Origin of the sequence: Bradyrhizobium sp. 930_D9_N1_4 (assembly GCF_052076015.1) — a bacterium.
GTDB lineage: Bacteria > Pseudomonadota > Alphaproteobacteria > Rhizobiales > Xanthobacteraceae > Bradyrhizobium.
The window spans coordinates 2,584,079-2,608,659 of the sequence record NZ_CP197236.1 but is presented as its reverse complement, the minus strand read 5'-3'; the positions used below and the strand labels follow the sequence as shown (position 1 = coordinate 2,608,659).

Genomic DNA, 24,581 nt, shown 5'->3' with positions numbered 1-24,581 from the left:
TCTCAGGTCTCGAAGGTTTGCGCGGCGTGCCAGGACAGGCCTTCCAGCGTCGTGGTGCGCGGCTTGTATTCGCAGCCGATCCAGCCGCGATAGCCGATCGCGTCGAGATGGCGGAACAGGAAGGGATAGTTGATCTCGCCGGTGCCGGGCTCGTGCCGGCCGGGATTGTCGGCGAGCTGGATGTGCGCGATCTGCGGCAGATATTCCTGCATGGTGCGGGCGAGATCGCCCTCCATGATCTGCATGTGATAGATGTCGTATTGGATGAACAGATTGTTCGACCGCACCTCGGCGATCAGCTGCACCGCCTGCTCGGTGCCGTTGAGATAGAAGCCGGGAATGTCGAGCGTGTTGATCGGCTCGACCAAAAGCTTGATGTTTTCACGCGCCAGCGTCGAGGCCGCGAAACGCAGATTGCCGACCAAAGTCTCCTGAAGCTCGCGCGGGTCGGCATCGGCGGGCGCGATGCCGACGAGGCAGTTGAGCTGCTCGCAATCCAGCGCCTTGGCATAGTCGATGGCGCGGAATACGCCGTCGCGGAATTCGGCGCTGCGATCGGGCAGGATCGCGATGCCGCGCTCGCCCCCCGCCCAGTTGCCCGCGGGCAGATTGTGCAGCACCTGTGTCAGGCCGTGGACGTCGAGCTGCTCGCGGAGCTGCGCTTTGTCGAAATCATAGGGAAAGAGATATTCGACCCCGGCAAAGCCTGCCGCCTTCGCCGCGGCAAAGCGGTCGAGGAACGGCATCTCGTTGAAGAGCATGGTGAGGTTGGCGGCGAATTTCGGCATGATGCGCTCCCTATTCCGCCGGCTGCAGCACGCCGGGCCGCTTGGTTCCGACCTCGTCGAGCGGGAGGTCCAGCACCTCCTCAAATTCGACGATGTTGTCGATCTCGGTGCCCATGGCGATGTTGGTGACGCGTTCCAGGATGAACTCGACCACCACGGGCACGCGGTGCTTCGCCATCAACTCGCGCGCCGTGGCGAACGCGGCCTGCGTATCCTTCGGATCGGTCACGCGGATCGCCTTGCAGCCGAGGCCTTCGGCGACCGCGACATGGTCGACGCCATAGCCATTGAGCTCCGGCGCGTTGACGTTCTCGAACGAGAGCTGGACGTGATAGTCCATGTCGAAGCCGCGCTGGGCCTGGCGGATCAGGCCGAGATAGGAATTGTTCACGACGACATGGATGTAGGGCAGATTGAACTGCGCGCCGACCGCAAGTTCCTCGATCAGGAACTGGAAGTCGTAGTCGCCCGACAGCGCAACGATCTCGCGATCCGGACATGCCGCCCGCACGCCGAGCGCAGCGGGCAAAGTCCAGCCGAGCGGGCCCGCCTGACCGGCATTGATCCAGTTGCGCGGCTTGTAGACGCCCAAAAACTGCGCGCCGGCGATCTGCGACAGACCGATCACGGTGACGTAGGTGGTGTCGTGGCCGAAGGCCTTGTTCATCTCCTCATAGACACGCTGCGGCTTGATCGGAACATTGTCAAAATGGCTCTTGCGCAGCATCGTCTTCTTGCGATCGCGGCAGGCCGCGGGCCACGCCTGGCGCTCGCGAAGCCTGCCTGACCGGCGCCACTCCCTGGCGACGGCAACGAAGAGTTCGAGCGCGGCCCTTGCGTCGGAAACGATGCCGAGATCGGGATTGAACACGCGCCCGATCTGGGTCGGCTCGATGTCGACATGCACGAAGGTGCGGCCCTTGGTGTAGGTCTCGACTGAACCCGTGTGCCGGTTGGCCCAGCGGTTGCCGATGCCGAGCACGAAGTCGGATTCGAGCATGGTGGCGTTACCGTAGCGGTGGCTGGTCTGGAGGCCGACCATGCCGGCCATCAACACGTGATCGTCGGGGATCGCGCCCCACCCCATCAGTGTCGGAACAACAGGCACGTTGGCGATCTCGGCGAATTCGACCAGGAGATCGGATGCATCGGCGTTGATGATGCCGCCGCCCGCCACGATCAGCGGCCGTTCGGCCGCGTTGAGCATCTCCAGGGCCTTCTCGACCTGCTTGCGGGTCGCAGTGGGCTTGTAGACCGGCAGCGGTTCGTAGGTCTCGTCGTCGAACTCGATCTCGGCGAGCTGAACGTCGAGCGGCAGGTCGATCAGCACCGGCCCCGGCCGGCCGGAGCGCATCACATGAAAGGCCTGGCTGAACACGCGCGGCACCAGTGCCGGCTCGCGCACGGTCACCGCCCATTTGGTCACGGGCTTGGCGATCGACTCGATATCGACGGCCTGAAAATCTTCCTTGTAGAGCCGCGCGCGCGGCGCCTGCCCGGTGATGCAGAGGATCGGAATGGAATCGGCGATCGCCGAATAGAGCCCGGTGATCATGTCGGTGCCGGCCGGCCCGGACGTACCGATACAGACGCCGATATTGCCGGCCTTGGCGCGCGTATACCCCTCGGCCATGTGGGAAGCGCCCTCGACATGGCGCGCCAGGATGTGGCGGATCGACCCGCGCTTCTTCAGCGCCGAGTAGAGCGGGTTGATCGCGGCCCCGGGAACACCGAAGGCGGTCGAGATGCCTTCCTTCTCCAGAATTCGCACGGCCGCATCGATAGCTCGCATCTTCGCCATTTCGGACCTCGCTCAAATTGCGTTAGCGAGCGAGATCATCAGGCGTGCGAGATGCGATCTCAACGAGATCGGTTTTATTTTCCACGATACGGCAACCGTAGAAAAATCGTGGTTGTCTCAATCGGTTAGGCCAAGAAATCCGTGAAAGCGGATCACTCGAACAGCGGTGCCAGCTCCATCTGCGGCACCAGCACGAGGCCTTTGTCGGTGATGCGAATTTCCGGAATGACCGATAGAGGAATCAGATTAAAGCCCATGTAGGGGATGGTGCAGCCGGCCTCCGCCCATTCCGTCTTCAACACCTTGACCTCTTCGGCCACGTCCGTGACGCGCTTGTCGGACAGGAGCCCCGCAATCGGCAGCGGGACCAGCGCCCTCACCTTGCCGTCGGCGACGACACAGACCCCGCCCTGCTTCTCCTTGATCGCGGCGATCGCCACCTGCATGTCGTCCTCGTTCGTGCCCGCGACGATGATGTTGTGGCTGTCGTGCCCGACACTCGAGGCGACCGCGCCGCGCTTCAGCCCGAAGTCCTTCAGCAGGCCATGAGCGACGTTGCCAGCCGATTTGCCGTGGCGCTCGACAACGGTGACGAAGCAGAGGCCATAGCGCGCGAACAGCGACGGCCAATCCTTGGCCGGCTCGATCGCGACCTTCTCATGGATGAGCGTGATGCCCGGCAGCGCGGTCTTGATCGCATTGACGGTGCAGGCCTTCGTTGGCAGCTCCGGCGTCAGCTTGACCTTCTCCGGAAGCTTGACGGTCGCATAAGCCGCCTTCGGATATTGATAGCGTTGCGACAGCGCCTGATCGAGCCGCGGCGTGATCTTGCCGTGCTCGACCACGAGTTCTCCGCCATACCAGGTGCATTGCGGCTTGAGCTGATCGTCCATCAGCACGAGATCGGCGCGGCGGCCGCCGCCGAGTCCACCGATATCGCCATCCATGCCGAAGCGCGTCGCGCCGTGCAGCGAGCCCATCGACCACGCCTGCTCGGGCGACATTCCCGCCTTCACGGCTTCGCGCACCACCCAGTCGAGACCGAACAGAAGCAAATCGTCGGCGTCGCGATCGTCGGTGCAGACGGCGGTGCGCTTGTGCGAGGCCCCGAGCTCGGTGATCGTCCGGATCGCCTGCGGCAGCGAATGCCAGGGCGTGGTCGGCGGACCGCCGCGCAGGAAAACCCAGACGCCGGCATCGAGCAGATCATCGGCGATGTCGCGGTCGATCGCCTCATGGGTATCGGTGACGCCCGAGGCCGCATAGGCCGCGACGAATTCGCGGCCGTAGACATGGCCGGATACCGGCCGCCCACGTTTCAATGCCGAGGCCAGGATGGCATGGCTTCGCTCGTCGCCCGTGGTGACAGGCACGAAATCCATCTTCTCGCCGAGCCCGACTGCCTCCGGCCAGCGATCGAACAGGCCGGCGATCTTGTCCGGCGTGAGATCCCCGCCCGCAGTCTCCAGCGCGGCCGAAGTGGCCGGTACAGTCGACGGCACCGTCAGGAAGATCGAGAGCGGCGCCTCGCGCGCGTCCTCCAGCATCGCCTCGACACCGGCGACGTCCATGACGTTGCCGATCTCGTGACTGTCGCAGAAGATCGTGGTGGTGCCGTTGAGCAGCGCTGCCTCGGCATAGGCGCAGGCCGTCACCATCGAGGATTCGATATGGATGTGCGGATCGACCAGCCCCGGCGCGATGATGCCGCCGGCGGCGTCATAAATCGCGACACCGTTCCAGACCTTCTTGGCCGCACCAGCCGGCTTCACCGCCGCGATGCGACCGCCGGTGATCCAGACCTCGCGGTTCGCGTGGATACGCTCCGAATAGGTTGAGAGCATCCGCGCGCCCGTGACGACGAGATCAGGCTCGACGCGCGCGGAGGCAACATCGGCCAGACGCCGTGTCATCGCATGCAGCGGTGCGACGGCGAAGCGGGTAAGTTTGGTCATCGGACCCTCGCGTGGCGTTACGGCCGCACGATGGTTACGCCCTGCGCCAGACCGGGCAAGCGCAAATATAACGGCAGGCCCTGCTTACGCCTTAGGCGCCGAGCCGCCTGCCGCCCCCGACCTGGCAGGTCTGCGCGGGTTCCGCCGCTTCGGAGGTACTGCGGCAACGGGCTTGACCCGTATCCGGATCGACCGGCCGTTCGATTCATCGATCTCGAACGCATTCGTCTTCCGCACGAGATCGCTCAGCTTGCGGGAGCCGTAGGTTCTCGAATCGAAATCAGGGGCGAGGTTGGTAAGCCCTTTTCCGACTTCCCCCAGAGAAACCCATCCATCTTCGCTTTCCATCTGGGCTATGACCTTCTTGATCATGGGGATGGCTGCGTCAGGGGGTTGAAGCAGCGGCGACCTCGAGGCTGTATCCGGATTGCTCGCGGTACCGGCAAGCAGGTTCTCGGTGTAGACGAACCTTCGGCAGGCCTGCCGGAAGCTTTCCGGCGTCTTCTGCTCGCCGAAGCCAAAAACATCGACGCCCTGCTCGCGAATGCGGGCGGCGAGACGAGTGAAATCGCTATCGGATGACACCAGACAAAAGCCATCGAACCGGCCGCTGTGAAGCAGGTCCATCGCGTCGATGACCAGGGTTATGTCGGACGCGTTCTTTCCTGTTGTATAGGCGAACTGCTGCTGCGGGATGATGGCGTGCTTCGACAGAATGTCGGCCCAGCCCCTGGATCGCGCGTTGGAGAAGTCGCCGTAGATGCGGCGAACGCTGGCCTCGCCGATCTTGGCGATCTCCTCGAACAGTCCATCCGCAATCTTCGCGGAGGCATTGTCGGCGTCGATCAGGACGGCGAGACGGGGCGAGCGAAGTTCCGACGGCATGGCGTTTCCCCACGAGATGGAGACAGCATTAGACCATGCGCGCGTGGGAACGGCTAATCCTCGTTCGCCTTGAAGCGCCCCATCCCCTTCAGCACGAACGGGGCCAGCAGCGCGATCAGCGCCAGCGCGAGCAGCGTGGCCGAGATCGGGCTCTGGAGCAGCGTCATGGGATCGCCGAGGCTGATCGCGAGCGCGCGGCGCAACTGGGCTTCGGCGATCGGGCCGAGGATCAGGCCGACGACGACGGGCGCGATCGGAAAATCGAACCGGCGCATCAGGAAGCCGAGCACGCCGAAGCCGGCCAGCATCGACAGCTCGACCACCGACGGTTTTGCCGCGATGGTGCCCATGGTCGCGAACACAAGGATGCCGGCATAGAGCCACGGCTGCGGGATCGCGAGCAGCCGCACCCATAGGCCGACCAGCGGCAGGTTGAGCACCAGCAGCATGCAATTGGCGATGAAGAGGCTCGCGATCAGGCCCCACACCAGATCGGGCCGCTCGGCGAACAGCAGCGGCCCCGGGTTGAGGCCATATTGCTGGAAACCCGCCAGCATCATCGCGGCGGTTGCCGAAGTCGGCAGTCCAAGCGTCAGCAGCGGCACCAGCGTGCCAGCGGCGGAGGCGTTGTTGGCCGCTTCCGGTCCGGCGACGCCTTCGATCGCACCCTTGCCGAATTCCTCGGGGTGTTTCGTCAGCCGCTTCTCGGTCGAATAGGACAGGAAGGTCGGGATCTCTGCGCCACCCGCGGGCAACGCACCGATCGGGAAGCCGAACATGGTGCCGCGGAGCCAGGGCTTCCACGAGCGCTTCCAGTCTTCCTTGGTCATCCACAGCGAGCCGCGCACCGGCTCGAGCTTTTCCTCGGTGTGGTGGCGACGCGATGCGACGTAGAGCGCCTCGCCCACCGCGAACAGGCCGACCGCCAGCGTCGTCACCTCGACGCCGTCGAGCAGCTCGGGAACGCCGAACGCAAGCCGCGCCTGTCCGGTCAGCTTGTCGATGCCGACGAGGCCGAGCGTCAGGCCAATGAACAGGCTGGTCAGACCGCGGATCGGAGAATCTCCGAAGGTCGCCGACACCGTGACGAAGGCGACGCACATCAGCGCGAAGTAATCCTCAGGCCCGAAGCGCACGGCGAAATCGACCAGCCACGGCGCAAGGAACGCGAGCCCGATGGTGGCAATGGTGCCGGCGACGAAGGAGCCGATCGCGGAGGTCGCAAGCGCCGGCCCGCCGCGGCCGGCCTTGGCCATCTTGTTGCCTTCGAGCGCGGTCGCCATCGAGGCGCTCTCGCCGGGCGTGTTGATGAGAATCGCGGTGGTGGAGCCGCCATACATGCCGCCGTAATAGATGCCGGCGAACATGATCAGTGAGCCGCCGGGGTCGAGCTTGTAGGTGACCGGCAGCAGCAGCGCCACCGTCAACGCCGGGCCGATACCCGGCAGCACGCCCACGGCCGTGCCAAGGAACACGCCGATCAGCGCATAGAGCAGGTTCATCGGCTGAACGGCGACGGCCATGCCGTGGGCCAACGCCGCAAATGTGTCCATCACAGCAGTCGCTCCAGCGGTCCGGTCGGAAGGCTCAGCGTCAACAGGCGGTCGAACGCGAGATAGATCAGGGTGGACATCACGAGGGCGATGATGCTGTCAGCAAGGATGGCGCGGCGCCCGAATGCCGCGGACGTCGTCACGAACAGCGCCGACGTCGCCAGGATGAAGCCGCCGCCGAAGCCGATGATGGCGATCAGCAGCGCAAGGCCAACGAGGATCAAGACCACCGGCACGGGATCGGCGCTCTCGCGCGCCGGCAGATTGCCGCGCAGCGCGTCGATGAAATTGCCGATCGCGAGCAGCGCTAGGCCACAGGCGATCACGACCGGCATCGCCTCCGGCCCCATCCCGTACATCGCGGTCGATTGCAGGCCGCGCGCGTCCCAGACCAGCACCGCGGCGGTGGCCGCGAGCAATGCAGCGATGACGATGCCGGCGCGGTCGACGCGCCGCGCCGGCTGGACGGGAGCGCCGGACGCGTGATCTTGGGTCATGACTTGACCAGGCCGACTGACCTGAGCACGTCAGTGACGCGTACCGTTTCCTTCTTCAGGAAGTCGGCGAAAGCGTCGCCGCCGAGATAGGCGTCTTCCCAGCCCTTCTGCTTGAGAATGTCTTTCCAGGCATCCGACTTCACCATCTTCTCGACCGCATCGCTGAGCGTCTTGCGCTGCTCCGGCGTGATGCCGGGAGGCGCGACAACCGAGCGCCAGTTGGCGATCACGAGGTCGATGCCTTGCTCCTTGAAGGTCGGGATGTCGCTGCCGGGGATGCGCTTTTCCGAGGTCACGCCGATCGCGCGCAGCTTGCCGGACTTGATCTGCCCGTCATATTCGCTCAGCCCCGAAATGCCCGCGGTGACCTTGCCGCCGAGGATAGCGGCCAGCGACTCGCCGCCGCCGGAGAACGGGATGTAGTTGATCTTCTTCGCATCGGCACCGACGGCACCGGCGAACAATGCCGCCATGACATGGTCCACGCCGCCGGCCGAGCCGCCTGCGAAGGTGACCTTGGCGATATCGGCCTTCACCGCTGCAGCCAGATCCTGCGCGCTCTTGATCGGCGAATTCGCGGGCACCACGATCACCTGGATTTCCTCGGTGAGGCGCGCGATCGGCGTCACCTGCTCGAGCGTCACGGGCGACTTGTTCATGGCGAGCGCACCCACCATGACGAAGCCGTTGACCATCAACTGGTGACCGTCCCCCTTCGAGCCGTTGACGAATTGGGCGATGCCGACGCTGCCGCCGGCGCCGGGAACGTTGGTGACCTGCACGCTGCGCGCGACGCCTGAAGCTACCAGGGCCTGCTGCATTGAGCGTGCGGTCTGGTCCCAGCCCCCGCCCGGGGCCGCTGGCGCCATCAGCTTGAGCTCGAGCTGCTGGGCGAAGGTTGGCGTCGCTGCCGCAAGGGTCAGCGCGACGGCTGCGCCGGCGAGGCGCGCGGAAAATCGAAACATCGGGGCATTCTCCAGGCTCATGCGGACGTTGATCGTTTGCCGCATTGTGTCGTTTGGTCGCATATCAGCCAAAACGGCCGATGCTGTCCAGCGACAGTGCCCGGTTCCCCCGGTTAGCGGGGCGCTGGCATGACCCCGCCAAGCGCGACGGTCAGCTCGCCTGCGACTTCGCGTACGATCTGGCCGATTTCCGGCAGTCTGTCGTCGGTCAGGCGGCTGGTCATGCCCGAGACGGAGATTGCGGCGAGCGGCTCGGCGCAGTCGTTGTAGACCACTGCGGCAATACAGCGCAGGCCCATGCAGGCCTCTTCATCGTCGAGCGCAAAACCCTGCTTGCGGATCCGTTCGAGCTCCTTGAACAGGTCGCCCGGCCGCACGATCGATTTCTCGGTCAGGCGGGGCATGCCGTGATGGCGGATGACGGCACCGACGTCCTCGTCGGAATAGGTGGCAAGCACCGCCTTGCCGACGCCCGACGTCACCATGGCGACGCGGCCGCCGACCTGGGTCAGCGAGCGCATGATCTCGCGGCTTTCCATGCGGGTCAGCACGATGATGTGTTCGTCGTCAACCACGGCAAGGTTAGCGGTCTCGCGGGTGAGGTCGCGCAGCTTGCGGAGGTAAGGAATGGCCTGCGCGGAGAAATTGCGCCGCCGCGCAAAGCTCGCACCGACCGTGAAACTGCGCACGCCGACATGCCATTTGGACTGGGCCCGGTCGAACTGCACGAAGCGGCGGCTCTCCAGCGTCGCCAGCAGGCGGTGCACGGTGGAGGCCGACAGGCCGGTGCGGACAGCGAGATCGCTGAGGCGATAGCCTTCGTCGTCCTCGGACAGCGTTTCGAGGATCGACAACGCGCGGTCGACGGACTGCACGCCGCCGTCGCGCGTATCGTGGTCGGCCTCCGATGGCGATCGGGGCTCGAGCGATTTGCGCCGGATCACGTTCTTGCTCATCGCGACCTGACCGTTCTCACCTCTCCCTGCGAACAAGGAGAGGTGAATGGACGTCACCGTCTTAGAGCAGCCCTGCCCCGCGCGCCCACTTGTACTTGGCGCCCAAGACCTCGACCGGAAGCTCGGTCGAGTAGGCATAGGCCGGGATGCCGTTCTGGTAGAGATATTCGGCGGCTTCCTCGACTTCGACGTCACCGGCGAGCGAAGCCACGATCGGCTTCACGAAGCCCTTGGCCTCCATCTCCTTCTTCACCTCGACCATGTTGCGGGCGAACACCATCGGCGGCGTGACGATGGTGTGCCAGTAGCCGAGGATCAGCGAGTGGATGCGCTCGTCCGTCAGGCCGAGCTTCACCGTGTTGACGTAGGTGATCGGCGGCTCGCCACCGGTGATATCCACAGGATTTCCGGCAGCACCGAACGGCGGGATGAACTTGCGGAAGGCCGCGTCGAGATCCGGCGGCATCGACATCAGCGACAGGCCGTTGTCGACGCAGGAGTCCGACAGCAGCACGCCCGAGCCGCCCGCACCGGTGATGATCAGCACGTTCTCGCCCTTCGGCGTCGGCAGCACCGGCACGCCACGGGCGAATTCGAGCAGCTGTCGCAGCGAGCGGGCGCGGATCACGCCGGACTGCGCCAGGACGTCCTCGTAGATCTTGTCGTTACCGGCGAGCGCGCCGGTATGCGACGAGGCCGCCTTTGCGCCGGCCGAGGTGCGGCCGGCCTTGAGCACGACGACCGGCTTCTTCTTGGAGACGCGCTTGGCGGCTTCCGCGAAGGCGCGGCCGTCCTTCAGGTCTTCGCAATGCTGCGCGATGATCGTCGTGTTCGGATCCTGCTCGAAGAAAGCGAGCAGATCGTCCTCGTCGATGTCGGACTTGTTGCCGAGGCCAACGATCGCCGACACGCCCATTTTCGCCGAGCGCGAGAAGCCGATGATGGCCATGCCGATGCCGCCGGACTGCGACGACAGCGCCGCCGAGCCCTTGACGTCGTAAGCGGTGCAGAAGGTCGCGCAGAGATTGGCGGGCGTATAATAGAAGCCGTAGATGTTCGGCCCCATCAGACGGATGTCGTACTTCTTGCCAACCTCGACGATCTCGGCCTGCAGCTCCGGCGCGCCGGCCTCCGCAAAGCCCGACGGGATCAGCACCGCACCGGGAATTTTCTTCTCACCGCATTCGGTGAGCGCGGCAGCCACGAACTTCGCGGGGATCGCGAACACGGCCGTGTCGATCACGCCCGGCACGTCCTTGACGCTCTTATAGGCCTTGTAGCCGAGAATCTCGGCGGCCTTCGGGTGGATCGGATAGATGTCGCCCTTGTAACCGCCGTTGATGAGGTTCTTCATCACGGAGTTGCCGATCTTGCCGTCTTCGGCGGAGGCACCGACCACGGCAACCGCCTTCGGCTGCATGATGCGGTTCATGGCCGCGACGATCTCTTCGGTCGGACGCGGCTTGGGCTTGGGCACATAGGCGAAGTCGACGACGATGCGGACGTCGGCGGCGATCGCGCTCTTTGCCGTCGCGAACACCGGGTTGAGGTCGAGCTCGACGATTTCAGGGAAATCGGTGACGAGCTGCGAGACCTTGACGATGATTTCGGCCAGAGCCGTGCGGTTCACCGGCTCACCGCCGCGAACGCCCTTCAGAATCTCATGCGCCTGGATGCCGTCGAGCATCGAGAGCGCGTCTTCCTTGGTCGCGGGCGCGAGGCGGAAGGTGATGTCCTTCAGCACTTCGACCAGCACGCCGCCGAGGCCGAAGGCGACCAGCTTGCCGAACGAGCCGTCGGTGATCGAGCCGACGATGACTTCGGTGCCGCCGGCCAGCATCTGCTGCACCTGGACGCCCTCGATCTTGGCATCGGACTTATACTTCTTGGCATTGCCGAGAATGGTCTCGTAGGCCTTCTCGGCGTCTTCAGCATTCTTGAGGCCGACGATGACGCCGCCGGCTTCGGTCTTGTGGAGAATGTCCGGCGAGACGATCTTCATCACGACAGGGAAGCCCATCGAGGACGCCATCTTGCCGGCCTCGCCCGCCGACTTCGCCACGCCCTCCTTCGGCACCGGAATGCCATAGGCGTCGCAGACCAGCTTGCCTTCCGGCGCCGTCAGGCTGGTGCGGTTGTCCGCCTTGACCTGGTCAAGCACCTTGCGGACGGCATCTTTGGAATTGGACATGTGGCTTCTCCCTTGACCTTAGTTCTTGCGTTCTCAAAGCGCGCGCGCGTTGCGGCCGCCCGTAATTCTTGCCATTCGCCGCGGTCTGTTCCATGTCGCGGAATGGAGTGGCATAAAGCCAACATTACTCCGCCGCTTTGGATCAAAAATGGCTGGCGATGGCATTTGGTATGCCAGAAGCCAACTTGTCAAGCTGCAGCGCAGCTTAGAACGCTGCAAAAAATAGGCAGCTTGACATTCTGGCATTTGGTATGCCAAAAACTTTCCAGTTAATATTCCTGTAAAAGACGACTCCCACTGGAGGAGAATCGTCGTGTCACTGCGGAAACCAACCAAGGCGTTGCCGAACATGGCCGAGGCGGACATCTCAATCGTTCGTATTGCCCCGGAGTCGAGCTTCAAGAACAAGGCGTATGACGCCTTGAAGGAAGCCATCCTCAAGATGGACATCTACTCCACGCCCGAGCCGGTGATGCTCGACGAGCGCGCGCTGTCCGAACGTCTGGGTGTCAGCCGCACACCGATCCGCGAAGCGATCGCGATGCTCGAGCAGGACGGTTTCGTGAAGACCGTTCCGCGCCGCGGCATCATGGTGGTGCGCAGGACCAAGAGCGAGATCGTCGACATGATCCGTGCCTGGGCGGCGCTGGAGAGCATGGCCGCGCGCCTCATCACCACCACCGCGCGCAAGAAAGACATCACGGCGCTGCGCGACTATTTCAAGGACTTCAGCAAGGACCGCTTGCCTGAGGATCACGTCGAGGAATATTCGCGCGCCAACATCGCCTTCCACCAGGCGCTGATCTCGCTGTCGGAATCGCCGGTGCTGGTCGATCTCACCAACGACCTGCTGCTGCACGTGCGCGGCTATCGCCAGCTCACGATCGGACGCAAGGACCGCACCGCGACCTCGCTGCCCGAGCATCTCGGCATGATCGAAGCGCTGGAAGCACGCGACACCGAGCTCGCCGAGAAGCGCGCCCGCGACCACACGCTCGGCCTTGCCGCTTACGTCGAAGCGCACGGCCAGGAACTCTTCTAACCAGCAATTTTCACCAGAAGGGCGAAAAATTCGCCCCGCATCTTGAGACCAGGGAGACAAGGCCCATGCTGAACACCGCGACCAAGTCCGAAGCACCGGGCACCGAGCAGGAACTGACGGATGGCTTCCATCTCGTCATCGACGCGCTCAAGCTGAACGGCATCAACACCATCTATAATGTGCCGGGCATCCCGATCACGGATTTGGGCCGCATGGCGCAAGCCGAAGGCATTCGCGTGATCTCGTTCCGCCACGAGCAGAACGCCGGTTACGCGGCAGGCATCGCCGGCTACCTCACCAAGAAGCCCGGCGTCTGCCTCACGGTGTCCGCGCCCGGCTTCCTCAATGGTCTCACCGCGCTCGCGCATGCCACCACCAACTGCTACCCGATGATCCTGATCTCGGGCTCCTCGGAGCGCGAGATCGTCGACCTTCAGCAGGGCGACTACGAGGAAATGGACCAGCTCGCGATTGCAAAGCCGCTGTGCAAGGCGGCCTATCGCGTGCTGCACGCCCAGGACATCGGCATCGCCTTTGCCCGCGCCATCCGCGCCGCGGTCTCAGGCCGTCCGGGCGGCGTCTATCTCGACCTGCCGGCAAAGCTGTTCGGCCAGGTGATGAACGCCGATGCCGGCCAGAAGTCGCTGGTCAAGGTGATCGACGCAGCACCTGCGCAGATCCCCTCGCCCGCTTCGATCAAGCGTGCGCTCGACGTGCTCAAGAGCGCAAAACGTCCGCTCATCATCCTCGGCAAGGGCGCGGCCTATGCGCAGGCCGACGAAGAGATCAAAACCTTCGTCGAGAAGAGCGGCGTGCCGTTCCTCCCGATGAGCATGGCCAAGGGCCTCCTCCCCGACACGCATCCGCAATGCGCCGGCGCTGCCCGCTCGACGGTGCTGAAGGACTCCGACGTCGTCATGCTGATCGGCGCGCGGCTGAACTGGCTGCTCTCGCACGGCAAGGGCAAGAGCTGGGGCGAAACGCCGAAGAAGTTCATTCAGGTCGATATCGAGCCGAAGGAGATGGACTCCAACATCGAGATCGTCGCGCCCGTCGTCGGCGACATCGGCTCGGTCGTCTCGGCCTTCAACCAGGCGATCGCTTCGGGCTGGACCGCCCCGCCGGCCGAATGGACCAAGGCCATCGTGACCAAGCGCGACGACAACGTCGCCAAGATGGCGCCGAAGCTCATGAACAACAAGTCGCCGATGGATTATCACGGCGCACTCGGCGTGCTGAAGAACGTGATCAAGGAGCATCCCGAGGCGATCCTCGTCAACGAAGGCGCCAACACGCTCGACCTCGCCCGCGGCGTGATCGACATGTACCGCCCGCGCAAGCGTCTCGACGTGGGCACCTGGGGCGTGATGGGCATCGGCATGGGCCAGGCGATCGCGGCCGCGCTCGAGACCGGTCACCCCGTGCTCGCGGTGGAAGGCGACAGCGCGTTCGGCTTCTCCGGCATGGAGATCGAGACCATCTGCCGCTACAACCTTCCGATCTGCGTCGTCATCTTCAACAATGACGGCATCTATCGCGGCACCGACGTCAACAGCGTCAATGCGGATCCCGCGACGACGGTGTTCGTCAAGGGCGCGCGCTACGACAAGATGATGGAAGCCTTCGGCGGCGTCGGCGTGAACGCCACCTCGCCCGACGAGCTCAAGCGCGCCGTCAACGAGGCCATGGCCTCGGGCAAGCCGACACTCATCAACGCGGTGATCGACCCGGCCGCGGGCTCGGAGAGCGGCCGCATCGGCAACCTCAATCCGCAGAGCGTTCTGCAGAAGAAAAAGTAAGTCCACCCCCCAACCCTTATTCCCTGTGGTTCGCAGGGGCAGACAGAGTACGGAGCAACACCATGACCAAAGCGCTCGAGGGCGTTCGCATTCTCGACTTCACCCACGTCCAGTCCGGACCGACCTGCACGCAGCTGCTGGCCTGGTTCGGCGCCGACGTGATCAAGGTGGAACGTCCGGGCGTGGGTGACATCACCCGCGGCCAGCTGCAGGACATCCCGAATGTGGACAGCCTGTATTTCACTATGCTCAACCACAACAAGCGCTCGATTACGCTCGACACCAAGAACCCCAAGGGCAAGGAAGTCCTCACCGAGCTGATCAAGAAGTGCGACGTGCTGGTCGAGAATTTCGGCCCCGGCGTGCTCGACCGCATGGGCTTCCCCTGGGAGAAGATCCAGTCGATCAACCCGAAGATGATCGTCGCCTCGATCAAGGGCTTTGGCCCCGGGCCGTACGAGGACTGCAAGGTCTATGAGAACGTCGCGCAGTGCACCGGCGGCGCCGCCTCCACCACCGGCTTCCGCGACGGCCTGCCGCTCGTCACCGGCGCGCAGATCGGCGACAGCGGCACCGGCCTGCATCTGGCGCTCGGCATCGTCACCGCGCTCTATCAGCGCACGCATTCGGGCAAGGGCCAGAAGGTCACCGCCGCGATGCAGGACGGCGTGCTCAATCTTGCCCGCGTCAAGCTGCGCGACCAGCAGCGCCTCGCCCACGGTCCCCTCAAGGAATACAGCCAGTTCGGCGAAGGCATTCCGTTCGGCGATGCCGTGCCGCGCGCCGGCAACGATTCCGGCGGTGGCCAGCCCGGCCGCATCCTGAAGTGCAAGGGCTGGGAGACCGATCCCAACGCCTACATCTACTTCATCACCCAGGCCCCGGTCTGGGAGAAGATCTGCGACGTGATCGGCGAGCCGACCTGGAAGACCGATCCGAACTATTCCAAGCCGGCCGTCCGCCTGCCGCGCCTGAACGAGATCTTCGGCCGCATCGAACAATGGACGATGACGAAGACGAAGTTCGAGGCGATGGAAATCCTCAACAAGGACGACATCCCCTGCGGCCCGATCCTGTCGATGAAGGAGATCGCCGAGGACCAGTCGCTGCGCGCCACCGGCACCGTGGTCGAGGTCGATCACCCCACCCGCGGCAAGTACATCTCGGTCGGCAACCCGATCAAGCTGTCGGACAGCGCCAGCGACGTCACCCGCTCGCCGCTGCTCGGCGAGCACACCGACGAGATCCTGCGCGCCGTGCTCGGCTTCAGCGACCACCAGGTCGCCGAGATCCACAAGTCCGGCGCCCTCGACCCGCCGCAGAAGCAGGCCGCCGAGTAAGCGACACGGCAACACCAAGACGAAAGGGCCGCCCTCCAGGGCGGCCCTTTTTGCATGAGCATGCCGCCGGGAGTGCAGGTCCAAACAAAAAAAATGAAAAACAACCCCATGCACAGTAGCCAACCCATTGGCCGCACGGGAATTTCGTATTTTACGAAATCAATTTGACCCGTCGGGCAAAACAGGGGTATGGTGCCATCATGAAAAACGAATGTTCTCCCCAGCAGCGACGCAGTGGTATTCCCTCCGTCTCAGCGCCCATTCCGTCGCTTGACGGGATGCATGGTCTGGACCGAAAGAATCTCCCAGCCCAAGATGGATCCATCAATTACCTTGCACGCTTGGAGGCACCGATTAACAACTCACCACCAAGGTTTACCGTGTCATCAATTGAGAAATCATACTCTTCAAGCGCACATATGATGCGAAGCAAATCAAGGGCAGCAGCACTTAGATCGACACCTCCGCTATGAGTGATCCTTCCACGAACGGGACGATCATCCCTATCCAAGTAGCCGTCAGCTACGGATAGGATCAAAACTCCTCCAGGCTTCAATACGCGACGCGCCGTCAACAAAGCAGACCTGACATCGAAAAGGTACGACTGGTATGCCCGCAGACTGACGTACCCCGCGAAACTTTCGTCGGGAACGGAGGCTAACGTCTCTGCATCGCCCACTACACCCTGCGCTTTCGGGGATTGCAGCACCGCTAGGTCAACCAACTCTCTACTAACATCGATAAATGTCACTCGCTCGTCCAGTTTGCACCAGAGATGAGCTGCTTCGTCCCCGACTCCGCCTCCTAGCACTGCTACTCTTCCATCACCACGCAACCTCTCCCCAAATATCGACAGGAACCGATCCCCCCAGTCGGGGAATGCGGATCGAATATCTTCACCCCAACTGTAGGTGGCATACTTCTCGGTAAACGCCGCGCTCCTCGCGCTGTAAACCGCATGAGCGAGAGTGCGAGTTTCCCAGTCTGGATTCAGTGGAGTCAACTCTCTTATTGTATCACTCAGCGAAATCTGTCGACGGCTAAAAGTATTTCCAACGACACAGCCAACACCGACAAGCTTAGACTCCATCACTCGATCGACCGAGACCGATGCCAGCTTTCCCGCCTTTAAATCTCCTACAGTGCCATGATGGCTCGCCTTGACGTGATACGAACTCCACCTCAAAAGCCGGTAGGTCGAAAGGCTTAGATGAGCAGGGCGACCGAAAAGTGATCCTTGAATGATCTCGGGCACTCCAACTATTTCGCGCCTCACCGCCATAAGCGCTTCACCCAAAAGATTAGAGCCATTACCCGCCGCGCCGATGCCCCAAATCTGATCTGTAGCCGAATCTTCGATAATCGGCCAAGGCCAACTCTCCCACAGCATCCGCGAGAAAATCGAGTTACAAGCCGCTTTCGCGTGCAACGCAGACGTCATCACCTTAATTCGTCGCTTTGACCAATCCGGCAAGCTCTCAACGTCAAAGCTATCCCAGGCTATAGATTTTGCATCCTGCGGCGTTGAAGCAGCCTGAATCTGCGCACGCCTCTGTGGAGAGACGAACTTACTAGCTTGGAAGAAGTGCTCGACCGTGCGCCACAACTCGCCGTCCGCGAGAAACGGACTGTCGGAGTAATTAGATAGCAGGGCCAAAGGCCCCTCTGGGTCGAACACACTCACCGCTGGAGCAATCGTCATTTGATGACTTTCTACGTCCGGCCGCCGCCGTAATCATCGGATCGAGAAAACAGAGCAGCCAACAGCGCAATGAGAACAGCGGTGGTTGAACATGCGACAAAGATGATCCAACCCATCTGAGAGACTATCACTCCATTTTTGAAGTTGATTTGATCTGCCTGAACAAGTTGCGCAGCAGCGGCGTGAAGACTTTGATTCATCTTTGTCGTCTCAGAATAAAGCGTCCAAGTCGAGTAGCAAAAGAAAATCCCAGAGATAAACAAGCAGCAATCATGAAACACCAAGCCCCGCTCTCGCCGCAACTGGCTCGGAACTACGACATTCCACAAAAGAACCGATGCAAAACTGATCGCGAAGGCAAACACAAATATGACGGTGCTTCCTCTGTTCAAGAAGAAGAATCCCAATGTAATGCTCGCAATCGCTATGAGACGAATAATCGCTTCGATGAATTTTCGAGCAGGGCTGAGCGCTTTGTAAGTTGGCGACTTAACGATTACCGACCACATAATTCCGTAAAGCGTCAACGTTAGCGCAGCGATGGCAAGACTTGCGCGCGGGTAGTATTCTATATCCAACCACGGAGTAGTCACCGTCCAAATTGTATATTGCGACGTTACCACTGCAAAAAAGTCGGCAAACAAGTTCTCGGCCGGTACATGCCCTTCGTTGGGCCAATACCGAGCAGAGAGGATCGCAACAATCCGCCTCCTAATGCCATTGCTAGCCATGTCAGGTCCGATAACGACGAGCGAATCCAAATTCCAACACGGCGAACACCACCAAGAACAGTGACGTCGCGCCTACTGTTCCAAGAACAAGCGCCCAAAACGGATAGAATCTAGCAGTACTCTCAAAGAACTTAAGCTGGTCTCCGATACCGCTTCCTAACAGATAGTATTCGCAAATAAGAACAGCAGACACAACTTGAGGCAGAGAGAGTCGCATAGCACGAATAATAACTTCGAACGACCAGGGCAGAAGAACGTGCCATTCAATGCGATACCAGCGCGCGCGCGATCTGAACATCGCGTTTATTGGAATGTTGATCCACACTCGACGTTTCGCCGTAAGGACTACAAGAATGCTGTATAGCCCAGATATAGTCGAAACGATCAGCGTGCTAAACTCGGGCGAATTTGTCGCCACAGAAAATAGCGGAAGAAACAGAATGGCGGGCACTGACTGAACAAAGATGAGGACAATATAAGTCGAGAATGACACCAGGCGACTTTGCTGAACAGCGATAGCGACCACGTAACTTAAACCAACAACCACAAAGAGCGCCATGAAGACACGACCAAATGTCAATCGAATTGTGTCGGCAACGGTTGCAAACAGTGAATGGTCTTGAAGGAGCTGCCAAAATACCAAGTGAGGCAGTTTAAACAAACTCACGTTTGCTACAAACGCCACAACATACCAAATCGCCAGCAGTACGACGATTGGAAGTGATGCAGCTACCAAGAGCTCCCACGATCTCACCGAGGAGATTTGGTTCGATTGCAACTCGATCTCGCCCATATCGAATCTTCTCAACAGAGCGTTACGAAGGCAATGCACGGCGGCCGTCATTGCTAGCGCCAGGATAAATATCGGTATGACCGAGGAGAGAATCTTTGAACAGCTCCCGGATACAGATGTATCAACCAGACGCTGCCCAAGCGATCCATATGTTCCGTCTATCATCTGACCAAGTAGAACACCTAGCAGTGCAATCGGCGAGACAACAGCGACACCCTCCACCACGCTGAGAGCGGCAAATGGGGCCCAAAGAAACCGCACTTCTCTGACGGGGGATCGCCTCGCCCCTAAGTTGACAGTTGCAGCTACCTGCCGACCACTTATTGCCCCCTGCATTGCGCATATGAACATCGGACCGAGAGTTAGGACTATAGGCAAAACAAATGGCAGTGCGCCGCGAGGCGAAAGAAACAACGTAACGAGGGCCGTTACGAGCATCGGGATCGTCGCAAATTGAGAAATAACTGCAGACGTAACTCGCGATACGGCCTTGTTTGCCGCGAAGAGGGGTGAAACTACAACTGACGCAGCAGCCGCAACTAGGACTACTGCGATTGCAGTAGCGGCAGCGAGTGAGAGCTGCCGCACGAGGTCCACCACGTTTAAATTGGACAAGCCGGCGATGCAGGTCATGATTGACTACTATTCTAACTAATATTGACTTTCGATTGGGGTGCTATCCGTACCAGACTTGCTACTCAGGCCTTGCAGCTAGCGTTGGTAAAAAATCATTTGAGCTTCGATTTAACTCAATCTGCTTCGCCAGGATCTCCCTCGATCTGGATTGCAGTTGACTCAAATTTGGCAGCCCATACTGATCCAGCTGAAACGCTTGGTTGCGAAGGCCTTCAACCTCTAAGAGCGAGAAGCCAGCATCCAGTGATTTACGAAACCAAATGAACACTCTGTCCGCGATGGCGAGCGCCTCATCAACGGAATGAGTAACCCAAAGCGCGGTGCGCCCGCGGAGATAGCAACCAACGAGCGTCGTTAGCTGCCAGCGAAGAGGCTCATCAAGCTTAGTGAACGGCTCATCAAGTAGTATGAGATCAAAATTCATGACGAGCAGCTGAGCTAGTGCAACCCGCTGCCTCATGCCCCCTGACAACATTCTCGGACGAAATCCCAAGTATTCATGCAGGCCAAGCTGCCGCAAAATCTCTTTTGCAGCTTCGATATCGTTAGCGGACCGACGACGAACCAAGTCAATCGGCAACAAGACATTTTCTACTGCACTGCGCCAAGGCAGGAGCGATCCTTCTTGCGATAGGAAGCCCACAGATCGAGCTCCCGACAGATCATCTGGCCTCTTTCCTTCCACGAAGACCGAGCCGCTATACTCCGCTTCGAGTCCTGCGATAATTCTTAAGAAAGTAGACTTGCCACAGCCCGACGGCCCAACAAATGCAACAACCTCTCCCCTGCGAACTGACAGATCGACACCGCCGATAACTCGATTCGGCCCGAAGTCCTTTTTTAGGCCCTGGATCGAAATTGCGATGCTCAGCATTCGCTCTCCTCACTTGATTGCGGCAAGTACGCTTGTATCGAACATATCGCGATCAGCTTTGAGACCGATGGCATTCAGCGAATCGATGCAATCTCTAATCTTTACCTCGCTCATTCCAAATATTCCGTCAGCTGCTTCGATGTGGGGAGTCTGCTCTCTTTGAAAGGCCAACTCATTTTCAATGGTTCGACCGGTTCCCTTGAAAAACGTTTTGTCGAATTCTTCAATGTACTTTCTTGGCTCTCTGATTGCGGCCTGCCAGCCCTCTCTTGAAGCACGGAGGAAGCCGATAATTTGATCTCGCCGTTTTTCCAACAGCTCAGCTCTAACTACGACCGTGTCCATAAACAACCTGAGGCCATAATCGTAGAATAGGAACCAGTTCGGGTCCCTCCCTGCCGTTTTTATCACGAATGGAATATTCGTAACAAAATCTACCGTTGCATCGCATCGTCCATCAATGAGTATGCTCGGGTCGTACGCGTACGGCACGATCTGAAGCGCATCTATCGGAATATTATTGACCTTTAAGAAGGCTGCGACAGTAATCCTATTGGCCGCTGGAACGGCGAGCTTCTTTCCTATGAGATCTATAGGTTTTCGAATATTGCTCTCCGCGAGGGAAACGATGCCCAAGGGACTCTTTTGGTACTGTGTCCCGATGATCTTAAACGGCGCTCTCTCATTGACGATCAATGCCACGGTGGTCTCGGGATTCGTCAAAGCAATATCCGCTTTGCCAGCGAGCAGAACCTGATCTGCGATTTTATCGGGACCGCCGGGCAGATATTCGAAATCCACTCCATGTTTCTGATATAATCCAAGATGGATCGCGACGAAGTAACCCAAGAACTCCGCGTCGTTTATCCAAGGAGATTGTAGGGAGAGTCTGTCGCTTCGCGCCGAGCAACCGAAAGCCAAGCTTGCTAGCGTAACAGATGCGACACTACTGAATGCCCGACGTGACAACATTATCAAATTACTTTCCCCGCCAAACTACGCCGGCTGCGGCAACGACTTAATTTCGCAATAGCCTACTTCCATCGGGCTAAGCCGTTCGAACCCCAACTGCCCGGATCAATCCATCGTCGTAGGAATCTGTGGCTGCCTAACGACGATGGAGAGCTACTCGCTACCAATCCACTTAAAGAATAGCCGACGCTTCTCACAATAGAACCCAATGCTGAAACATCTTGTGGTTGATTGTCAAGCGGGCCATAATGACCTGGGGTTTCGCGTCAAGCTGCGCGACCAGCAGCGCCTCGCCCATGGTCCGCTCAAGGAGTACAGCCAGTTCGGCGAAGGCATTCCGTTCGGCGACGCCGTGCCGCGCGCCGGCAACGATTCCGGCGGCGGCCAGCCCGGCCGCATCCTCAAGTGCAAGGGCTGGGAGACCGATCCCAACGCCTACATCTACTTCATCACCCAGGCTCCGGTCTGGGAGAAGATCTGCGACGTGATCGGCGAGCCGACCTGGAAGACGGATCCGAACTACGCCAAGCCGGCCGTCCGCCTGCCGCGCCTGAACGAGATCTTCGGCCGCATCGAACAATGGACGATGACGAAGACGAAGTTCGAGGCGATGGAAATCCTCAACAAGGACGACATCCCCTGCGGCCCGATCCTGTCGATGAAGGAGATCGCCGAGGACCAGTCGCTGCGCGCCACCGGCACCGTGGTCGAGGTCGATCACCCCACCCGCGGCAAGTACATCTCGGTCGGCAACCCGATCAAGCTGTCGGACAGCGCCAGCGACGTCACCCGCTCGCCGCTGCTCGGCGAGCACACCGACGAGATCCTGCGCGCCGTGCTCGGCTTCAGCGACCACCAGGTCGCCGAGATCCACAAGTCCGGCGCCCTCGACCCGCCGCAGAAGCAGGCCGCCGAGTAAGCGACACGGCAACACCAAGACGAAAGGGCCGCCCTCCAGGGCGGCCCTTTTTGCATGAGCATGCCGCCGGGAGTGCAGGTCCAAACAAAAAAATGAAAAACAACCCCATGCACAGTAGCCAACCCATTGGCCGCACGGGAATTTCGTATTTTACGAAATCAATTTGACCCGTCGGGCAAAACAGGGGTATGGTGCCATCATCCGAAGAGGCAGTCGCAGCCTGGCCTCAAGGTTCAACGCCTCCGATCACGGCGCTCAGCGCTCCCCAAGCTGTTCGCGAAAATACTTCACCACCGCCGCGTTGAACTCGCGGTGAAAGGCCACCCTGTCGAACCCTGCCGGCACATCGGTGCAGATACGCGGGACAGCCACCGCAAGCTCTGCCGAGCAAGGTGCGAGAAAGGCAAAATGCCCGGCCGGCACGACGTGAATGTCGGGCTTGCCCGGCAACCCCTCCGCAACGCGCGCCGTGCCGGAGCCATCGCCGACGCCGGGACCGCCGAACTGCGAGCGCCAGAACTGGAACGGCACCTTGACCACGGCGAGGTTCTCTCGCGTCAGGGTGCCCGGCGCGGGATCGACGATGACGGCGGTGCGGATACGCGCATCGTGGATCGGCTCGGGCGGCGCCGCGCCATTGTGAAGCTCTGCGCAAGCGCCGGTCGTCTCCTTGCAGAAGCTGGCGACCCTCGCGAAATCCGGCCTGGTCCCCATCAGCACGAAGCCGGTCGCGCCGCCGAGCGAGAAGCCGAAGAAGCCGACCTTGGCGGGATCGATCACCGCCCTGTCCTTCCAATTGTCGAGCATGAAATCGAGCAGACGAACGATGTCCGCCGGGCGTGATGCCCAGACCGACAAGCTGTCCCGCTGGGAGGAATCGCTGAACGTGTCACCGGCATGATTGATGGAAGCGACGACGAAGCCGGCGTCGGCGAGTGCCTCCTCGGTGTCGTGGTTCGCGCCGAACCACCCGCCACGGCCGTGCGAAAAGATCACGAGCGGCAGCTTTGTCCCCGTGACGGGACAATCCTTGACGCCTTTCAGGTCGAAATCCGCACCGACCGAAAGACTGCCGAGCGCCACATGCGTCGGCTCCGCCGCGCAGGGATACCAGATCGCGCCTGACAGCGCCGGACCGGAATCGAGAAGCTGGATGCCCGCAGCTTCCGCAGGCGAACCAAGACAGCAGAGTATGGCGAAAGCCCAAAGCGTCCTGCGCAACGGAAGTCCCCCAAATGTCGCGCAGAATGTGAACGAGGAAGGAAAGCGGAATTATGGCTTCAGGTCGGCCAAGGGCAAGCTCGCCTGGGGCGGCTTGCGGCGTTCAATTTCCGCTCCAATCCGTGCTAGGGCTCTCGCTTATGACATGTCTATCCTGATTAGAAGCAGGGGTATCAGTGAACTTCGTCAACGTATCGATATTGGTAGGTGCGGGCTTCCTAGGCGGCATAATGAACGCCCTCGCAGGCGGCGCGACGTTATTGACATTCCCAGCAATGCTCTTGACCGGTCTGCCGCCCGTCGTTGCCACCGCGTCGAATGCCCTTGCAGTCACTCCCGGCCACACCATGGCGGTCATCGCTGATCGAGCGATGGTGCCGCGCGAAAGGTCGACCATCATCGGACTGATCCTGGCGGCGATCGGAGGTCTTTTGGGCGCCCTGCTGCTGCTGGCAACTTCCGAGCGCTTTTTACTCTTCTAGTTCCTGCTCTGATCGCCATCGCTACGGCCTTGTTTGCGGCGGGGCCGCGCATTCAACAAGCCACTGCTTCGCGCACGCATGTTACGAAAGCCCGTAGCGCTTGGCTGTTGCCGGTCTCGATCTATGGAGGTTACTTCGGAGCAGGCTTGGGAGTGATGCTCCTGGCGCTTCTTACACTGACAGGCAAAGAGTCTTTGCGCACTCTCAACGCCTTGAAAAACTTATACGCGACAGTCGCCGCTCTTGCGGGCGTGGTGCTGTTTGCCCTTTCTGGCGTAATCGATTGGCCCTCGACCCTTGTCATGCTCGTTGGGGCTCTTGTCGGCGGGTTTACGGGGGGAAAGCTGGTTGGTGTGCTTCCGGCAGCAACTGTGAGAGCTGCGATCGTCGCTTTGGGAACCGTGATGACCGCAGCCTATGCATGGCGATTCTGGTTTGCTTGAGTGCCGAGATGTCCACCTCGGGTCAAAAGCGGTACT

18 protein-coding genes and 2 pseudogenes are annotated in these 24,581 nt (G+C 60.9%); 5 read left to right on the top strand and 15 right to left on the bottom strand.

Going from position 1 to position 24,581, the window contains the following annotated elements:
• Positions 1-2 precede the first annotated feature (2 nt).
• The 9 genes from hyi to AB7532_RS11995 all read right to left on the bottom strand — a co-directional run bounded on the left by hyi (position 3) and on the right by AB7532_RS11995 (position 11,591).
• A complete protein-coding gene (gene hyi / locus AB7532_RS12035) occupies positions 3-788 on the bottom strand; it encodes a hydroxypyruvate isomerase (protein ID WP_441234998.1) in 786 nt (261 codons plus the stop codon).
• A 10-nt stretch (positions 789-798) separates the two neighbouring features.
• Complete coding sequence (gene gcl, locus AB7532_RS12030) at positions 799-2,589, bottom strand: glyoxylate carboligase (RefSeq protein ID WP_441234997.1); 1,791 nt, start codon at positions 2,587-2,589, stop codon at positions 799-801.
• A 152-nt stretch (positions 2,590-2,741) separates the two neighbouring features.
• Entirely contained in the window at positions 2,742-4,544 is a 1,803-nt protein-coding gene (locus AB7532_RS12025; RefSeq protein ID WP_441234996.1) for an adenine deaminase C-terminal domain-containing protein, read from the bottom strand.
• A gap of 84 nt (positions 4,545-4,628) precedes the next feature.
• Positions 4,629-5,429: an NYN domain-containing protein gene (locus AB7532_RS12020; protein WP_441234995.1), complete on the bottom strand. Its 801-nt coding sequence runs from the start codon at positions 5,427-5,429 to the stop codon at positions 4,629-4,631.
• A 53-nt stretch (positions 5,430-5,482) separates the two neighbouring features.
• Positions 5,483-6,982, bottom strand: coding sequence for a tripartite tricarboxylate transporter permease (locus AB7532_RS12015; RefSeq protein ID WP_441239252.1), 1,500 nt, complete (start codon positions 6,980-6,982; stop codon positions 5,483-5,485).
• The gene (locus AB7532_RS12010; protein ID WP_441234994.1) at positions 6,982-7,479 is read right to left on the bottom strand and encodes a tripartite tricarboxylate transporter TctB family protein; all 498 of its coding nucleotides are present in this window, start codon (positions 7,477-7,479) and stop codon (positions 6,982-6,984) included. The genes AB7532_RS12015 and AB7532_RS12010 overlap by 1 nt, the downstream gene beginning before the upstream one ends.
• Positions 7,476-8,444 carry a Bug family tripartite tricarboxylate transporter substrate binding protein gene (locus tag AB7532_RS12005; protein ID WP_441234993.1) on the bottom strand — a complete coding sequence of 323 codons (969 nt, stop codon included), beginning with the start codon at positions 8,442-8,444 and terminating at the stop codon, positions 7,476-7,478. The genes AB7532_RS12010 and AB7532_RS12005 overlap by 4 nt, the downstream gene beginning before the upstream one ends.
• Before the next feature lie 113 nt (positions 8,445-8,557).
• Positions 8,558-9,400, bottom strand: coding sequence for an IclR family transcriptional regulator (locus AB7532_RS12000; protein ID WP_441234992.1), 843 nt, complete (start codon positions 9,398-9,400; stop codon positions 8,558-8,560).
• Between the two features lie 61 nt (positions 9,401-9,461).
• A complete protein-coding gene (locus AB7532_RS11995) occupies positions 9,462-11,591 on the bottom strand; it encodes an acetate--CoA ligase family protein (protein WP_441234991.1) in 2,130 nt (709 codons plus the stop codon).
• Between the two features lie 349 nt (positions 11,592-11,940).
• On the opposite strand from AB7532_RS11995, the gene AB7532_RS11990 reads away from it, so the two are divergent.
• The 3 genes from AB7532_RS11990 (at position 11,941) to frc (ending at position 15,772) form a co-directional block, all read left to right on the top strand.
• Positions 11,941-12,633 carry a GntR family transcriptional regulator gene (locus tag AB7532_RS11990; protein WP_441239251.1) on the top strand — a complete coding sequence of 231 codons (693 nt, stop codon included), beginning with the start codon at positions 11,941-11,943 and terminating at the stop codon, positions 12,631-12,633.
• Positions 12,634-12,698: 65 nt separating this feature from the next.
• Positions 12,699-14,432: an oxalyl-CoA decarboxylase gene (gene oxc / locus AB7532_RS11985; protein WP_441234990.1), complete on the top strand. Its 1,734-nt coding sequence runs from the start codon at positions 12,699-12,701 to the stop codon at positions 14,430-14,432.
• 62 nt (positions 14,433-14,494) lie between these two features.
• Positions 14,495-15,772: a formyl-CoA transferase gene (frc, locus tag AB7532_RS11980; RefSeq protein WP_441234989.1), complete on the top strand. Its 1,278-nt coding sequence runs from the start codon at positions 14,495-14,497 to the stop codon at positions 15,770-15,772.
• Positions 15,773-16,100: 328 nt separating this feature from the next.
• Here the strand turns inward: frc and AB7532_RS11975 are convergent, their stop codons facing one another.
• From AB7532_RS11975 to AB7532_RS11955, 5 genes are all read right to left on the bottom strand, one after another.
• Positions 16,101-17,474: an NADAR domain-containing protein gene (locus AB7532_RS11975; protein ID WP_441234988.1), complete on the bottom strand. Its 1,374-nt coding sequence runs from the start codon at positions 17,472-17,474 to the stop codon at positions 16,101-16,103.
• An 11-nt stretch (positions 17,475-17,485) separates the two neighbouring features.
• Positions 17,486-18,205, bottom strand: coding sequence for a hypothetical protein (locus AB7532_RS11970; RefSeq protein WP_441234987.1), 720 nt, complete (start codon positions 18,203-18,205; stop codon positions 17,486-17,488).
• A gap of 1 nt (position 18,206) precedes the next feature.
• Positions 18,207-19,631: a hypothetical protein gene (locus tag AB7532_RS11965; protein WP_441234986.1), complete on the bottom strand. Its 1,425-nt coding sequence runs from the start codon at positions 19,629-19,631 to the stop codon at positions 18,207-18,209.
• 61 nt (positions 19,632-19,692) lie between these two features.
• A complete protein-coding gene (locus AB7532_RS11960; RefSeq protein ID WP_441234985.1) occupies positions 19,693-20,508 on the bottom strand; it encodes an ABC transporter ATP-binding protein in 816 nt (271 codons plus the stop codon).
• 9 nt (positions 20,509-20,517) lie between these two features.
• On the bottom strand, positions 20,518-21,357 hold the full coding sequence (locus tag AB7532_RS11955) for an ABC transporter substrate-binding protein (protein WP_441234984.1): 840 nt from the start codon (positions 21,355-21,357) through the stop codon (positions 20,518-20,520).
• A gap of 385 nt (positions 21,358-21,742) precedes the next feature.
• Here AB7532_RS11955 and AB7532_RS11950 point away from each other — a divergent pair.
• Positions 21,743-22,399, top strand: a pseudogene (locus tag AB7532_RS11950) (CoA transferase); the annotation flags it as partial.
• A 255-nt stretch (positions 22,400-22,654) separates the two neighbouring features.
• On the opposite strand, the gene AB7532_RS11945 reads toward AB7532_RS11950, so the two are convergent.
• Positions 22,655-23,620, bottom strand: coding sequence for an alpha/beta hydrolase family protein (locus tag AB7532_RS11945; RefSeq protein ID WP_441234983.1), 966 nt, complete (start codon positions 23,618-23,620; stop codon positions 22,655-22,657).
• 230 nt (positions 23,621-23,850) lie between these two features.
• On the opposite strand from AB7532_RS11945, the pseudogene AB7532_RS11940 reads away from it, so the two are divergent.
• A pseudogene (locus AB7532_RS11940) lies at positions 23,851-24,545 on the top strand (sulfite exporter TauE/SafE family protein).
• Positions 24,546-24,581: the final 36 nt, after the last annotated feature.